The following is a 16109-nucleotide window of genomic DNA, read 5'->3' as shown; positions in this document are numbered from 1 at the left end:
TATTTTAATATGGAAGAAGGAATTTAGTTTGGTTTCAGCTAAAGTTATTTTTGCAACAATTACAGGTAATAATGAAGACATCGCTGACATTATTACCGAAGCATTTGAAAATTTAGGTGCAACAGTTGAGATGGAAGAAATCTCACAATCAGATGCATCTGATTTAACTAACTTCGATATCAGCGTTGTCGTTCCTTATACTTATGACGAAGGCTCACTTCCTGATGAAGGCATGGACTTTTATGAAGACTTACAGGAGCTTGATTTAACCGGTAAATTATTCGGTGTTGCCGGTTCTGGCGATACATTTTATGGTGAGTTTTTTGGAACTGCTGTTGATAAGTTTGGTTCAGCTTTCGAAGAAGCAGGCGCAACAAAGGGTTCAGCTAATCTAAAAATCGATTTAGCACCTGAAGAAGAAGATATCACTAAATTAGAAGCTTTTGCTAAAGAGCTATTTGATAAAGTAACTAGCAGTGAAAACTAGTCATGAATAAAATAAATGAATTATTTCATAAACATTATGCCCTAATTTCGTATTTAATTTTTGGTGGTCTAACAACCCTAATTAACATCGTTACTTTTGTTGTTTTCCAATCATACCTTAGTGTAAATTATCAATTTGCAAACGTAATTGCATGGTTTGTTTCGGTTGTTTTTGCATTCGTCACTAATAAGCTTTGGGTATTTGGCTCAAAGAACACTCATGTTTCAGGTTTAATACGTGAAGTTTTATCTTTCTTTGGCTTTAGACTTCTATCATTAGTCATTGATCAATTAATTATGACAATTGGTGTTTCTGTTTTACACTTAGATGCATCACTCGTTAAGTTATTTGATCAAATTTTCATCGTTTTAATTAATTATATTTTTAGTAAGTTATTTATTTTCAAAAAATCATAAAATAAAATTCAGTAAATTCATCCTAGGGGGCACTTTATTTATGACAACCAAAGTTCTTTCAATCGTTGTGCCATGTTACAACGAACAAGAATCTATTCCGCTTTTTTTTGATGCGGTTGAAAAGGAGTCTATCAATTTACCAGATATCCGATTAGAATATTGGTTTATTAATGATGGTTCATCTGATAACAGCCTCAAAGAAATGCGCCAATTACAAAAAGATCATCCAGCAACAGTCCATTATGCTTCATTTTCACGAAATTTTGGAAAAGAAGCTGCTTTATATTGTGGCTTACAAAAAGCGACTGGCGATTACGTAACTGTTATGGACGTTGATTTACAAGATCCAACCAGCTTTTTGCCTAAGATGTTAGCTATTTTAGAAGATCCAGAAAATGACTACGACTGTGTGGGGACACGTCGGACAACTCGTCAAGGTGAACCTGTGATTCGCTCTGCATTCGCTACTCTTTTCTACAAATTAATAAATCGCATCTCAGATACTGAGATTGTTAATGGTGCCCGCGATTATCGCTTAATGACCCGTCAAATGGTTGATGCTGTCTTATCAATGTCAGAATACAATCGTTTTTCAAAAGGTATCTTCAGTTGGGTTGGTTTTAATACGGAATACTTAGAATACACAAATCAAGAACGTGTTGCTGGTAAAACAAGTTGGAATTTCTGGGGCTTATTCAAATATTCATTAGACGGTATCATAGCCTTTTCAGAAGTACCTCTTTCAATTGCAACATTTGTTGGTTTCCTATCATTTGTTGGCTCTCTTTTTGCAATTATCTTTATTATTATTAGAGCGTTACTCTATGGTGATCCAACAGCTGGCTGGCCATCAACGATTTCAGTTATCTTAATGATGGGTGGCATTCAATTGTTTTGTATTGGGATTCTTGGTAAATACTTAGGTAAAATTTTCTTAGAAGTCAAAAACAGACCCGTCTATATTATTAAAGAATCAGACGTCTTCAGTTCAAAAAAGGATTAATTATAGGGGGATTCCAGCTATGCAGAAGTTTCGTTTCGATCTAAAAAAATCAAAAATGACCTATCTTTATTACATTATCATTTTTGCAATTTTAGCTGTTCTTATTTTTGGAACTTACAAACTAGCTGGATACTCTTTAATTCAAAGTCATGATCCTGCTGAACAGCATCTACCTGTATTAGAAAATTATCGTCAACTACTTGGTGAATTCATCAACCATCCCTTTCAACCACTCCAAATGTGGTCTTGGAAATTAGGGCTTGGCGCAGATCAATTTCAAACATTTGCTTATTACGTTATTGGAGACGTATTCGCCTATATTACGCTATTATTTCCCTCAAGTGCCGTTGTGACTATTTACCAGCTCACACTCATTTTGAGGTTATTTTGCGTGGGGCTATCATTTATCTTCTTTGCGAGACACTTTAAATTAACGAATAGCGCGATCTTAGGTGGGGCAATCATTTATACCTTCACTTCTTTTTCACTTTATTCATCCCTAATGCAACCTTTTTTCCTAACACCATTCATTCTTTTTCCACTTATAATTGTCGGAATAGAAAAAATTTTACAAGGGTTTAAACCACATTTCTTCATTTTTGCTTTTTCATGGATGTTTATCAGTAACTTTTACTTCGCCATAGTCTTAGGCATCGGTGCTTTTGTATATTTAGTACTACGTTTCATTTATTATTATCGAAAAAATCTCAGTTTCTTTAAAACAGCGGGCACTTTTTTAATCAGTACAGTCATCAGTTTACTGATTTCTGCCTTTATCATGCTACCGTCAATTCTTGCGGTCTTTAGTTCAACTCGGTCAGGTGGTCTATTCGCAAATGGTTTGACCTCTTTCCCCGCTTATTACTACATTAATTTACCTGCTCAATTACTTGCTGGCGGAGTATCTTCTTTCTGGGTTAAATTTGGCTTTAGTAGTTTAGCTGTTCTAGCATTATTCCATCTGTTTTACCATTGGAAACACTACCCACTAATGACAACGAGTCTTTCAATTGGGTTGATTATGTTACTATTCCCAATGTTTGGTGCGATGTTTAATGGTTTTCAAGCCCCTTCTAATCGTTGGATTCTATTATTATTTGTTCCCATTTCACTTGGAAGTGCCTTCTTCATTGATTCTCTCAAAAAAATAACGTTGCCTGAAATTAAATACCTCAGTATTTGTCTTGGTATCTATTTACTTTTAGTATCATTACCCTTTTATATTAATGGGACGACAGAAATTTTCATTCCTGTTATCTTTTTAATTTCTTTTTTTGTCGCAATCTTACTTTACCGTCAAAATAAAAATTCTGGTCGAATCATATTCGGTCTTATCCTAGTGAACTTGATCTTTACTGGGGTTTCTTTTGCATCACCTTTCACTAACTTTTATAGTAAGACTTTAATGCCCTCTGGTAGTTACCAGAAACTATCATCTAATCTATTTGATGGATTAGATAATTCTCTTCCTAAATCTAACTCATTTCGTGTTTCAACGATTAGCCAAAATTATAACTTTGGTTCTAACTACATGTTACGAAATAATTTAAATAATGATTTAAATTTAATTAACTCATACTACTCGATTCAAAATGGCGCAGTCGGAGTATTTTCAAACAGGTTACAAAATGCTCAATATAACAATAATATTCCGATTGAAAATTTTGATGATCGAACAATCGCTAATAACTTTTTTGGCGTTAAGTATCTCTTTACTCATTCAAATGAGCCAAATGAGTCAAAGATCCCCTATGGTTATACATTACTCAAAACTAAATCTGAAAATAAAAATAAACCTGAGAAAACCAATCTTTATGAAACTAAGAATAATTTTCCATTAATTTATTGGCAATCTGATGTCACTTCAAATCAAAAAACTGCTAAATTATCCGCTTCTGATCAAGAACGTCAATTAGCTAAAGCCGTTAGTATCGCGGATACATCCGGATTTAACCAGAAACAATCAACATTTGATACTGAAAACGTTGCCTATACAATTGTAAAAACAGTGAACGCCGGAGAACCTAACGAAACAAAAACACGTATTACCAATAATCACTATCGTAATAATCCTGTTTCAGATAGCTATCAGATTGACATTAAGAACGCAAAAAAATATCAAAATTCTGAATTGCATCTTTCATTAACTAACATTAAGCACCAATCACTGTCCTCTAAAGAACAAGTGAATATGGCTATTTTTAATAATACTACGAAACCAGATAACCAGTTATTAGATACGAATGGTCCCCGGTCAGCACAGAAATCGCTTAGGAAGCAACTGACGACAGGTTCTTCCAATACAGGCTATTCGATCGGGGTTAAATCTAATTTAACGACTAATACGATTGAGCAATTGGGTATTGAAAATCTTTCTTTCTTTAAAGTTTTATCTGATGCTACCCTAAATATGGGCTATCAAAAACAAATGCCCAAAAGTTTGGATTTACTTTTATCAAATTCAGGGACTTACTCATTCAACCTTAAAATTACTGCCGTTCCGCTTGGTCAAACTTACACAAATGATGTTAAAAAAATCCAGAAAAATAAATTAAATTCATTAAAATTTGCTACAAATAGAGTTAGTGGCAAAATAACAACAAATAAATTAGGTATCCTAACATCATCTATCCCTTACTCTACAGGTTGGACAGCGACTGATAATGGTCATAGCGTGCCCGTTATTAAAACAAATAGCGCTTTTATTGGCTTAAAATTAAAAAAAGGAACTCATCATATCATTTATAGTTATCAAACACCTGGCTTATCAACTGGTTTTCTTTTAAGTGTTTTTGGCCTCATTGTTTGGGGGAGTTATAGTTTAACACCTCTAATTTGGAGACGTTTAAGAAGACTTTAATTAGACATAAATGATATTATTATGACCTCATCTACTAAATAAATCTATTAGGGGTTTACTATCTTGTTAAATAAAGTCAGTTATCTTAAAAATCGTTTAATCGTATTTACAACCATCTTTTTGATTAGTTTATTTTTAGTTCTTCCACAAATAATCAACCACAGTCTAGTCTTAGGTGGTGACTCGCTTTTTCATTTCAATCGTATTTACGATACCTATATCCAATTTAAAACAGGTAACTTTAGTTATTTTCAAACTAACTATGGTTTTTTACAGAGTGGTCGCATTATTAACGCCTTATATGGACCAGGTTTTGCTTATCTGTTAGGTATCTTACTCTTAATTGTTCATAATTGGATTTTATTTCAAATCATAACCTCCTTTTTAATTTTCTTTATTAGTGGTTACTCAATGTATTTTCTATCTAGAGAGCTTCAATCCTCTAAGAAAATTTCATTATTGATTGCTAGTCTATTTATGGGGAGTTTTTACGTTACCCGTTGGTCAATTAACCAGAATTTTATGTCTTGGGGCGTTATGCTAATGCCCTTAATTGTCATCCTCGGGCTTAAAATGATTAAAAATAATGCTAAGGATTTAAAAGTACTACCATTAGCATTATTGATTTCAGCGCTTATTCAAATTCATGTCTTAAGTGCCTTAATGTCGGTTGGCGTCATCTTTATCTTCTTTGTTGTCGGTTTTTACAAGACAAATCAAAAATTACAGCTTTTATCAAAATGTTTCTTAGCGGCCCTTCTAACTATTGTTCTAACCTTTAATGTTTGGGGCGCTATGCTAGAAATTTTCACAAGAAATACGCTGTACTCGCCTTACACTCACTTAGATATGGCTAGTGCTACAATGCGTTTTTCAACAACTAGCTATAGCGCTTCATCTATAGGACTATTTATGAGCGTTATTTTCATTTTACAATTTATTTTACTATTTTCTAGGTGGTCACAAGTATCACTTTCTAATAAGCTAATGACACTATTAGGAGCCTTATTTCTCCTGTTATCAACAAATCTTGTTCCTTGGACGACAATATCGAATCTAATACCACAGCTTCGAAGTTTTTTACAATTTCCTTACCGCTTTTATGGTTTTGCAACTGTCTTATTACTTGCTGGTTTTGGCAACTCTCTTTCTGAGCTACCTTCATTTAAGCCTAAAAAGTTTGGCGAGTTATTTTTAATCATTAGTAGTCTTTTTATTTTAGGTCAATCATATATTGATATTCAACAGCAAAATAAGCTCTGGAATTCCAATGATCCTCTTATTTATAAAGGGAGCGTTGTCGTTTCAAATCATCTAACGAGTGATCAAATTAGAACTAATTTTACTAGTTCTGATTTATCAAAAGGATTAAAGGTGGTTAAAAAAATAGCCCCAGATTATTTACCAAATAATCAAGAACAAAAGACAACATATAATAAAAAAGAATACAAGAAAGATATTGTTAGGAATCGTCCTAATATCACTAAGACTGTTACAAAAAATGGTGATTTAATCCTTAAATGGCATGCGACAAAAAAAGGTGAATCCATCGCACTTCCTATTGTCGTTTATAATAATTCAGAGCTCTCCTTAAATGGAAGTCAATTACACCGATTATCTCTATCTGCATTAGGTGTCCCTACTGTTAAGGCAACAAAAAAAGGGAGTAATCGTGTAGTGCTTAGATATCAATCGGAAATGATCACTACATGGCGTTTGTTTTTCGTCATTTTAACTTGGATTATTAGTATTTTATCGATGATAACACTCCATTTTATAAATAGAAAACTAGACAAAAATAGTGTTCATAAATGACAAGTCCACTCTAACTGTTGTTGGTAATAGCGTAAAAGCTATTACCAACAACAGTTTTTTCATACCAAAAAGTCCCCAAAAGTCATGAGACTTTTGGGGACTTTTTGGTATGAGATTTTTTAGCTAGTCTTGTTGTAAAATGTCACGGACTTTAGTTGACAATAAATCAATAGCAACTGTATTTGCGCCACCTTCTGGCACAATAATATCCGCATAGCGTTTCGTTGGTTCAATGAATTGATTATACATTGGTTTAACCGTTTTAACGTATTGATCAATAACTGATTGTAATGAGCGACCACGTTCCTTCATATCACGTGTGATACGGCGAATAATACGTAAATCATCATCTGTATCAACAAAAACTTTAATATCCATTAAACTTCTGAGCTTTTCGTCCCCTAGAATTAGAATTCCTTCAACAATGATAACATCTTGAGGTTCTGTTCTGATCGTCTCACTTGAACGAGTAAACTGTGTGTAATCATAAACAGGCATATCAATTGCTTCATTATCCAACAATTGTTCCAAATCACTAATCATCTGTTCGTTGTCAAACGCGAGTGGATGATCATAGTTCACTGCTTTACGTTCTTCCATACTCATTTCAGCTTGATCATTATAATAAGTATCTTGTTGTAAAATCATGATTGATTCGCCAGCTAATTGTGAATAAATAGCATTACTAACCGTCGTCTTACCGCTACCAGTACCACCTGTTACACCAATAATAATGGGACGTTTTGTTCTTTTGCTCATGCTTTAGAAATCCTCCATTTATTCGAAACGTTCAGGTTCTTGCTGACTATCTCCAAATCGATAAGCAACGGCATCTAATATTCGTTTAGCTGCTTGCCCATCTCCATAAGGATTTTTAGCATTTGCCATTCGTTCGTACTCTGTCTTATTAGTTATTAATGATAGCATGGTTTCTTTGACTTTCACAGGGTCAGTTCCAACTAACTTCAATGTACCCGCCTTCACGCCTTCCGGACGTTCTGTGTTATCACGTAAAACAAGAACTGGTTTTCCTAATGATGGCGCCTCTTCTTGAACACCACCTGAATCCGTCATAATAAAGTAACTTTTTGCAGCGATATTATGAAAATCAACCACATCAAGCGGTTCAATTAGATGAACGCGCTGTTCTCCACCTAAGACTTCTTCGGCTAAATCTTTAACAACTGGATTTAAATGAACCGGATAAACGACTTCAACATCTGGCTGATCTTTAACGACAGATTTAATCACTTCGAAAACACGACGCATAGGTGCACCTTGGTTTTCACGACGATGCATCGTGAGTAAAATCATTTTATTCGCAGGATTTACTTCTGATAGAACATCATGGTCATACTCTTTTTGAACTGTTTGTTTTAAAGCATCGATGGCTGTGTTACCTGTTACAAAAATATTTTCTTTTGGATGATTTTCTAATAACAGATTAGTTTTGCTTTGCGAAGTTGGGGCAAAGTACATATCTGCCAGTACATCTGTTAGTTGACGGTTCATTTCTTCTGGAAACGGTGAATACTTATCCCAAGTCCGTAATCCCGCTTCAACGTGTCCAATTGCCACTTGATTATAAAAAGCTGAAATACTAGCGGCGAATGTTGTTGTTGTATCACCATGAACTAAAATAATATCAGGCTGCTCTACTTTAATAACATCATCTAATTTTTGTAAAACATTTCGAGTTGTATCACTTAATGTCTGGTTAGCGTGCATCACATTCAAATCATAATCTGGCGTTATTTTAAATATCTCTAAGACTTGGTCCAACATTTGGCGATGTTGTGCTGTTACGACAGTTACTGTTTCAAACTCCGTCGTACGTTCTTTTAACTCTAAGACAACAGGTGCCATTTTTATTGCTTCTGGACGCGTCCCAAAAACAGTCATCACTTTTACTTTTTTCATAATTGGCCTCCTCAATGATTATATTAGTTACTATTATACCAAAGAAAAGACAAAATTCTGATTTTGTTAACAAAAATTTAATAGCCTAATTATTAATCATTTTCTCATTAATATGTTATCATTATTTCATAAATAAATTTGGAGGTCTTTCTATGTCAAAAATAAATTTTGAAGATCAACTTAAAAAATATGCTGAATTAATCGTCAAAGTCGGTGTTAACGTCTCAAAAGGCCAAACAATCGTCCTACAAATTTCCGTAACCCAACAAAAATTAGCTCATTTAATCGTCAATGAAGCTTATGCTGCTGGCGCAAGTGAAGTTATCGTTAAATGGGCAGATAGTCATGTCTCGAAATCATTCCTTGAATTTGCTCCACTAGACCGTTTAGTCGACGTTCCTGGTTATGCAACCTCAGAAGTTGAAGATTGGGTTGCTAAAAAAGCATCTCGCATCTCAGTCATGTCAGATGATCCTGATGCCTTTGCTGGTATCCCTTCTGAAAAGATTGCCTCACGCCAAAAAGCTATGGGTCAAGCTCTACGTCCATTACGTAAAGCAACTCAAAATAATGACGTTAGTTGGACTGTAGTCGCTGCCGCAGATACTGCTTGGGCTGAACTCGTTTTTCCTGAATTAAAAGGCGAACTTGCTGTTTCACGACTTTGGGAAGAAATTTTTAAAACAACACGTATTGATCATGAAGATCCAATTGAAGCATGGCATCAACATGATTTAACATTGCGCACAAAAGCTGAAGAATTAAATAAAGAACAATTTTCTGCTTTACATTATGTTGCCCCAGGGACAGATATCGTCATCGGTCTCCCTAAAAATCATTTGTGGGAAGGCGCCGGTTCATTTGATGCACAAGGTCATGAATTCATGGCTAACATGCCTACCGAAGAAGTTTTCACCGCACCTGATTCTAGACGTATTGATGGTTACATTTCTTCAACAAAACCATTAAGCTACGCAGGAACTACTTTGAGTGGTATGAAATTTACTTTTGAAGCAGGTAAGGTTGTTAAAGCAACTGCTGAACAAGGTGAAGAAGTTTTACAGCACTTACTAGAGACTGATGATGGCGCAAAATCATTGGGTGAAGTTGCTTTAGTTCCAGACCCTTCTCCAATTTCACAATCAGGAATAACGTTCTTTAATACATTATTCGATGAAAATGCCAGTGACCATTTAGCGCTTGGCTCCGCTTATCCCTTCTCTATTAAGGATGGTACTAAAATGAACGATACTGAATTAGCCGCTGCTGGTTTAAATTTAAGCCAAACGCACGTTGACTTCATGGTCGGCTCATCTGACATGTCAATTGATGGGCTTCGTGAGGATGGCAGTACAGTACCCGTTTTCCGTAATGGGGATTGGGCATAAATGATCACATAAAAAGGTATAAACTAGCATTTCTGTTAGTTTATACCTTTTTCACTACTACTTATTTTATTGATTAGGTTTTTGTAACCCAAATTCAGAAAGTATATCTTAATATAGTATATTAAAATCATATGTTTGTTTATATTAAATGTCATTTTTATAATCCCTATAAGTAAAGGTAATAAAAGCTAAGCTACTAATCACCCACGCTGCAATAACCATCATTAGTCGAGGTTTAGTAATGATTTTTGAATGATAACTAAGCGTTACTCTATTGATACCTTTTTTTGTTGCTTTAATCGTTGGACTACCTATATTTGATAAGGTAATCTTTTTTATATTAAGCTTAGTTCCATTTAGTGTAACTTTTGAATTGTTATAAACAATAATAGGTAAGGACATTGTTTCTCCTATTTTTGTTGCAGTCCATCTAAGCGATAAATCACCCTTATCTGTCACTCTTTTTATAATATTTGACTTATTCATTATAATTTCATTTTTATATTCATTGTAAGGATCCTTGCTTAATTCTTGATTATTAGGTAAATAATCTGGAGTTGATTTTTGTGCTACCTCTAACCCTTTTTTTAAATCACGATTAGTAAAAGCATTTCTTATTTGGACAGTACTTAAAGAATCTGGGGTTGTAACATGTCCTTTAGCTATAATTGACTCATTTGAATTCCAAATTTCATTTTTAGTCTGAATATCACTATACGATTGCCCTAAAATAAAAATACTTCCGACAATTAAAAACAATGAACAATTTTTCTTTGCATTCGGCGAAGGTAACGTAGAAATTGTAGCACTGAACCCCGCTACTAATAGAATCGTAGTAAAACTATCAAATCGATAAGGAAACTGTAAAAAACTTTGTAACTGTGGAATTAATATAGATATCCTAGTCCACGGAAATAAATTTGTAGTTAGAGCAAGAAAAATAGCTCCTATTATAGTAACAATCTTATTAGCTAGAGATAATTCTTTTCTTTTTGAAAACAACCAAACAATTTGTAACACAAAAATGATACTCATAACCAATCCAAACTGTGTACCACTATAGTTACCAGTTGAAAGGTTCATGGTTGAACCAGACATGTTTGAATTGGCAAATGGTGAATATATTTTATTATTTGAGAAAACATCCAACATAGCTCCCCAAACATTAAAGGTCAGAACTAACGCCAGTAAACTGGCTAGAAAACATTTTAATAAAAGTTGTAATTTCTGGTTAGTTTGAATAAAGCCAATGAAAAAGAATACAACTAAAACGCCAATTGACATTAAGGCGCTTAAGACGTGAATTTGGATTAGCACTGAAACTGCTAATGCTAAAGGTAGTACTTTTAAATCCTTAGCATTATTTTTAATCATTTTAAGCCCAAGAATGACAATCAAAGGCATCAACATAACGCCCCATATCATAAAATTCTGATAGATTGACCATCGAGTGATATAGAAACTACCCATAAAAAGACTAGCAGCTAAGACTGAATTTTTTTTAGTCGCTTTCAATTCTCTAGATAGAAAATACATTGAAAATCCACTAATAAAGAAAATTATGAATGACGTGACAATTTCAAATTTAATCCAACTATGCACGATACCTAGTAATCCACCTAAAAGGTAAGTAAACCCTGGTCCATATAAGGCATTAACAATTCGACCACTTTGTTGAAAACCGTAATTAGATTGAAAATAATTAAAGTTACCTGTTTTAAGCTGCATATAATCATCATAGATACGGTTAAAATGGAATAGAGAATCAGCACCAACTACTAAACTATTATTAAGTATCTGCGGAACTGTCAGAAAAAAACTTAATATAAAAATAACGCAAAATACCGTTCCATATTTTTTTAAAGATTCAAACTTATTTATCAAGCTATTTACTCCCAAATAAAATTATTTAATGGTTTAATTATAACAATAGAAAATTGTGCTGTCACTCAAGAAATATAATATTGCTAGAACTAAAAGATCAATATCTATGAAACTACTGACACCTTAGCCATGTTGTAAATGAAAATTATGACTATGAATTTAAAAATCTACAATAGTAATAATTGACTTATTTATTTTTGCCATTTACAATGAAGTAATCAGCCTTTTTGTCTCTGTAGCTCAGCTGGATAGAGCAACCGCCTCCTAAGCGGTAGGTCATCAGTTCGACTCTGATCAGGGACATCTTAAATAAATTTTCCGCCTTATAGGTTACAAGACTTCGGTATACTGCCGAGCTTTTGTAACCTATTTTTTATATATTTAACTTGTAAGTGCTATTTATTTTATCCTTGAAATTGTAGCAGTAGAAGAATTACTATTATATAAATTGTATTAATGAATGCAATTAATATAAATAACAACATACCACATAGACGATAACCAATATTTTTCTGAAAAAAGGGTAGTCTTTCAATATAAGTTCCAATGCCAATCATACCCGTCCCCACTAACCACATGCCAATCGTTAAATTCACAACTATTAACCATGGTTCAATTAAACACAACACGATACTAACAATTCCTACCCATTTCATTTCATTATTTACAGGTTTAAACCTTTTTCTCATCGGAAAGACCTTCTTCCACGTTATATATATTTGTTTAACAATTTTTTTAAGGTCTAAAACACATCATTTTATCCAATCTTTTCTAAACTATCTTTAAGATTTCGATAATTGTACACCTAATATTATTTTTCCACTAAGCAATAAGACTTTCGCAAATAAAAAAATACTGTTTAAGCAAACAATCATTGCTTAAACAGTATTTTAAATCGCATCGAAATTTTATATCTTCAATTTTTCCAGTTTATAATTCGACACCATTTGTTTTAATAACATTTTGATACCAATAGAACGAATCTTTTTTCAATCGATTTAGCGTCCCGTTACCTTCGTTATCTCGATCTACGTAAATGTAACCATAGCGTTTCGCCATTTCGCCTGAGCCTGCGCTAATTAAATCGATACAGCCCCATGATGTGTAACCTAGACAAGAAACCCCGTCTGCAATCGCCTCACCCATTGCTTCAATATTTTCACTTAGATAAGAAATGCGATAATCATCATGAATTTTATTGCCTTCTTCCACAACATCTTTTGCACCTAATCCATTTTCAACAACAAATAATGGTTTCTGATAACGATCATAAATTTGATTCATCGTTGTTCTCAAACCAAGGCCATCTGTTTGCCAGCCCCATTCGCTTGTCTTTAAGTAAGGATTTTTTAAGCTATCAAAGACATTTGCTGCTGTTTTATCAGTCATCTCAGGATCAGCGCTTGCTAATCTTGATGAATAATAGCTAAATGAAATGAAATCAACTGTATTTTCTAATAAATCTTTTTCGTCGGTATCTGCCATTTTAATTTCTATACCCATATCTTTAAATAATCTTGCCGAATAACTTGGGTAGTAGCCACGTGACTGAACATCAATAAAGAAGTATCCTTCCCGATCCTTTGTCATTGCTTCAAATACATCTTTTGGATTAGGTGTATTGGGATAGGTAACCCCAGCCGCTAACATACACCCTATCTTAAAATCAGGATTAATTTCGTGTGCTAATTTTGTCGCAAGCGCAGAGGCAACTAATTGATGATGTGCCGCTTGATATTTGATTTGGTCAGGATTATCAATCCCTTCCAAATCTAATCCACCGCCCAATAACGGAATGTGTAAAATCATATTAATTTCGTTAAATGTTAACCAATACTTAACCTTATCCTTATAACGCATAAATAAGACGCGTGAAAAGTTTAAGTAATTATCAATCATTCGACGGTCAGCCCAACCATTCATTTTTTTCAACATCCCTAACGGCGTATCGAAATGGTTAATTGTTACTAACGGTTCCATCCCTAATTCGTTACAAAGATCGATAACTTTATCATAGAATTCTAGCCCTTTTTCGTTTGGTTCTTTTTCATCACCTTGTGGAAATATCCGTGGCCAACTAATTGACATTCTGAAGGTTTTGAAACCCATTTCTGCCATTAATCGTAAATCTTCTTCATAATGATGATAAAAATCAACAGATTCATGACTAGGATAAAAATCTTCTTTCATCTGCATCGCTTCTTTTACATTAAATAAATAATCCCAGCGACCATGGTGTGCGTCTGGTAATATATCTACTAATGACAGGCCCTTACCATCAACATCATAGGCCCCTTCAAATTGATTAGCGGCCGTTGCGCCACCCCATAAAAAGTTATCTGGAAAATTTGATTTTGTCATCTTATTGACCTCCTGAATTAATTTCTAAATCTAATAAATCAGTACCAACAATTATTTCTGACTGGTCTTTAGCAAGTGGTTTAATTTTTTTATATTTTGGTGTGTTCGTCACGATAATTGGCGTAATAATTTCATATCCTGCCTGTTTAATACCTTCAATATCGAATTTAAGTAATAAATCGCCTTTTTTTACGACGGTATCAATTTCTGTTTGAATTTCAAAATACTTACCTTCTAATTCAACTGTATCCATTCCGATATGCATTAAAATTTCGGCGCCATCGTCTGTCACCATACCAACTGCGTGTCCTGTTGGAAAAACTAATGTTATTTTACCATCAGCAGGTGCGTATAATTGACCAACTTCAGGTAGAATTGCGATACCGTCACCCATAATACCAGAACTAAAGACAGGGTCTTTAACCTCTGATAAAGGTAATACTTCGCCTTTAAGTGGGCTACCAAGGATTTCTCCACTCATTTCTACTTCTACAGGTACTACTGACGTTGTTACTTTTGTTTCAGCAACAGCAACGGGTACTTCTTGATCTTCCTTTGTTAAACCGAACATAAGTGTTAAGACATATGCCAATACGAATGAAACAACGATTGCTATCAGCACAGCGTAGAATGACATATCAATTCCTGTCTTAGGATTCAAGTAACTTGGAATAGAGAAAATGCCTAATCCACCAACCATGTATCCTTTTGTCCCAAATACACCAAGAACCATGCCACCAATAGCGGCTGAAATACATGTAATAATAAATGGTTTTTTACGAGGTAACGTAATTCCGTAAATAGCGGGTTCCGTAACACCAAAGATTCCTGAAATAAATGAAGAATAGCCAAGACCTTTTAGTTTTTTATTTTTTGTTTTAATTGTAATTGCCAATACTGACCCAATTTGAGCGAACGTTGTCCCTAGCATAAGTGCTAAAATTGGATCTGAGCCTGTTGTTGAAATGTTAAGTAAGGCAAGTGGAACAAGTCCCCAATGTAACCCGAAGATAACAAGTACTTGCCATAAGCCACCAAGAACTGCGCCAGCGGCAATTGGACTAAATGTGTATACAGCTGTAAATCCGGTTGCCACAATATCACTAGCCCAAGTTGTTATGGGACCTATAAAGATAAATGTAATAGGCACAACAACAAGTGCTGTTAACATTGGCACTAAGAATGTTCGTACAACTTCTGGTATCACTTTTTTGAAGAATGGTTCCACTTTTGATGCAAACCAAATTGATACAATAATAGGTACAACTGATGATGCGTAACTCATCATGATTACTGGAATCCCCAAGAATGTCATATAGATTGGTGATTCAAAAATTGTTCCTGCAAATAAAGTGTACAGCACTTTTCCACCTGAAGCGGCTAGTGTTGCTGGCAATTGTGCCACAATAGTTGGGTAAACTAAGGATGCACCAATAACCATTGCCAACAATGGATTAACGTGGAATTTTTTACTAGCACTGTAAGCTAAGATAATCGGGAAGAAATAAAAGAAAGAATCTCCTAATGCATTTAAAATAATATACGTTCCAGATGTCGGTGCCACCCAGCTAAATGCGACTAGTAATGAAACTATTCCTTTGATCATCCCTGTTGCAGCTAAAACACCTAGAGCTGGTGCAAAGATACCTGAAATCATATCAATAAAGGCATCAAGCGGTTTCATTTTTTCGCCATCATTATCTGGCACAATGCCATCACCATCAAGTCCGCTACCTTTAACTAATGCATCATAAACTTCCGGAACTTGATTTCCAACAACCACTTGGTACTGGCCGCCACTTTTAACAACGGTCACTACGCCGTCCATATTTTTCAACATATCGGTATTGGCCTTAGATTCATCTTTTAATTTAAATCTTAGTCGGGTTGTACAATGGACTACGCTATTAACGTTAGCTTCGCCACCTACATTTTTTAAAATATCTTTAGCTAATTTTTCGTAACTCATCACAAT

12 protein-coding genes and 1 tRNA gene are annotated in these 16109 nt (G+C 34.3%); 7 read left to right on the top strand and 6 right to left on the bottom strand.

What is annotated here, in order from left to right; genetic code table 11:
* Positions 1-28: 28 nt before the first annotated feature.
* From AC1RPQ_RS04305 to AC1RPQ_RS04285, 5 genes are all read left to right on the top strand, one after another.
* Entirely contained in the window at positions 29-487 is a 459-nt protein-coding gene (locus AC1RPQ_RS04305; RefSeq protein WP_481761549.1) for a flavodoxin, read from the top strand.
* 2 nt (positions 488-489) lie between these two features.
* A complete protein-coding gene (locus AC1RPQ_RS04300) occupies positions 490-903 on the top strand; it encodes a GtrA family protein (protein WP_481761550.1) in 414 nt (137 codons plus the stop codon).
* A 40-nt stretch (positions 904-943) separates the two neighbouring features.
* Positions 944-1906, top strand: coding sequence for a glycosyltransferase family 2 protein (locus AC1RPQ_RS04295; protein ID WP_481761551.1), 963 nt, complete (start codon positions 944-946; stop codon positions 1904-1906).
* Between the two features lie 19 nt (positions 1907-1925).
* Positions 1926-4766 carry a YfhO family protein gene (locus AC1RPQ_RS04290; protein WP_481761552.1) on the top strand — a complete coding sequence of 947 codons (2841 nt, stop codon included), beginning with the start codon at positions 1926-1928 and terminating at the stop codon, positions 4764-4766.
* A gap of 63 nt (positions 4767-4829) precedes the next feature.
* A complete protein-coding gene (locus tag AC1RPQ_RS04285; RefSeq protein WP_481762185.1) occupies positions 4830-6581 on the top strand; it encodes an MFS transporter in 1752 nt (583 codons plus the stop codon).
* A 123-nt stretch (positions 6582-6704) separates the two neighbouring features.
* Here the strand turns inward: AC1RPQ_RS04285 and udk are convergent, their stop codons facing one another.
* Positions 6705-7340: a uridine kinase gene (gene udk / locus AC1RPQ_RS04280; RefSeq protein WP_481761554.1), complete on the bottom strand. Its 636-nt coding sequence runs from the start codon at positions 7338-7340 to the stop codon at positions 6705-6707.
* A gap of 18 nt (positions 7341-7358) precedes the next feature.
* Complete coding sequence (gene wecB, locus AC1RPQ_RS04275; protein ID WP_481762184.1) at positions 7359-8501, bottom strand: non-hydrolyzing UDP-N-acetylglucosamine 2-epimerase; 1143 nt, start codon at positions 8499-8501, stop codon at positions 7359-7361.
* 152 nt (positions 8502-8653) lie between these two features.
* Here wecB and AC1RPQ_RS04270 point away from each other — a divergent pair, with 152 nt between their 5' ends.
* Positions 8654-9889: an aminopeptidase gene (locus tag AC1RPQ_RS04270; RefSeq protein WP_481761556.1), complete on the top strand. Its 1236-nt coding sequence runs from the start codon at positions 8654-8656 to the stop codon at positions 9887-9889.
* A gap of 144 nt (positions 9890-10033) precedes the next feature.
* Here the strand turns inward: AC1RPQ_RS04270 and AC1RPQ_RS04265 are convergent, their stop codons facing one another.
* Entirely contained in the window at positions 10034-11773 is a 1740-nt protein-coding gene (locus AC1RPQ_RS04265) for a DUF6541 family protein (RefSeq protein WP_481761557.1), read from the bottom strand.
* Between the two features lie 229 nt (positions 11774-12002).
* Here AC1RPQ_RS04265 and AC1RPQ_RS04260 point away from each other — a divergent pair.
* Positions 12003-12076, top strand: a tRNA-Arg gene (locus AC1RPQ_RS04260).
* Between the two features lie 101 nt (positions 12077-12177).
* On the opposite strand, the gene AC1RPQ_RS04255 is transcribed toward AC1RPQ_RS04260, so the two are convergent.
* From AC1RPQ_RS04255 to AC1RPQ_RS04245, 3 genes are all read right to left on the bottom strand, one after another.
* Positions 12178-12462, bottom strand: coding sequence for a hypothetical protein (locus tag AC1RPQ_RS04255; RefSeq protein WP_481761558.1), 285 nt, complete (start codon positions 12460-12462; stop codon positions 12178-12180).
* Positions 12463-12703: 241 nt separating this feature from the next.
* Positions 12704-14134, bottom strand: coding sequence for a 6-phospho-beta-glucosidase (locus AC1RPQ_RS04250; RefSeq protein WP_481761559.1), 1431 nt, complete (start codon positions 14132-14134; stop codon positions 12704-12706).
* Position 14135: 1 nt separating this feature from the next.
* Positions 14136-16103, bottom strand: coding sequence for a beta-glucoside-specific PTS transporter subunit IIABC (locus tag AC1RPQ_RS04245; RefSeq protein WP_481761560.1), 1968 nt, complete (start codon positions 16101-16103; stop codon positions 14136-14138).
* Positions 16104-16109 lie beyond the last annotated feature (6 nt).

The sequence above is a fragment of the Dellaglioa sp. CoH-57-MRSF-21 genome (assembly GCF_056781915.1).
The sequence above is the reverse complement of the archived record's forward strand: the minus strand, read 5'-3'. Positions and strand labels throughout refer to the sequence as shown.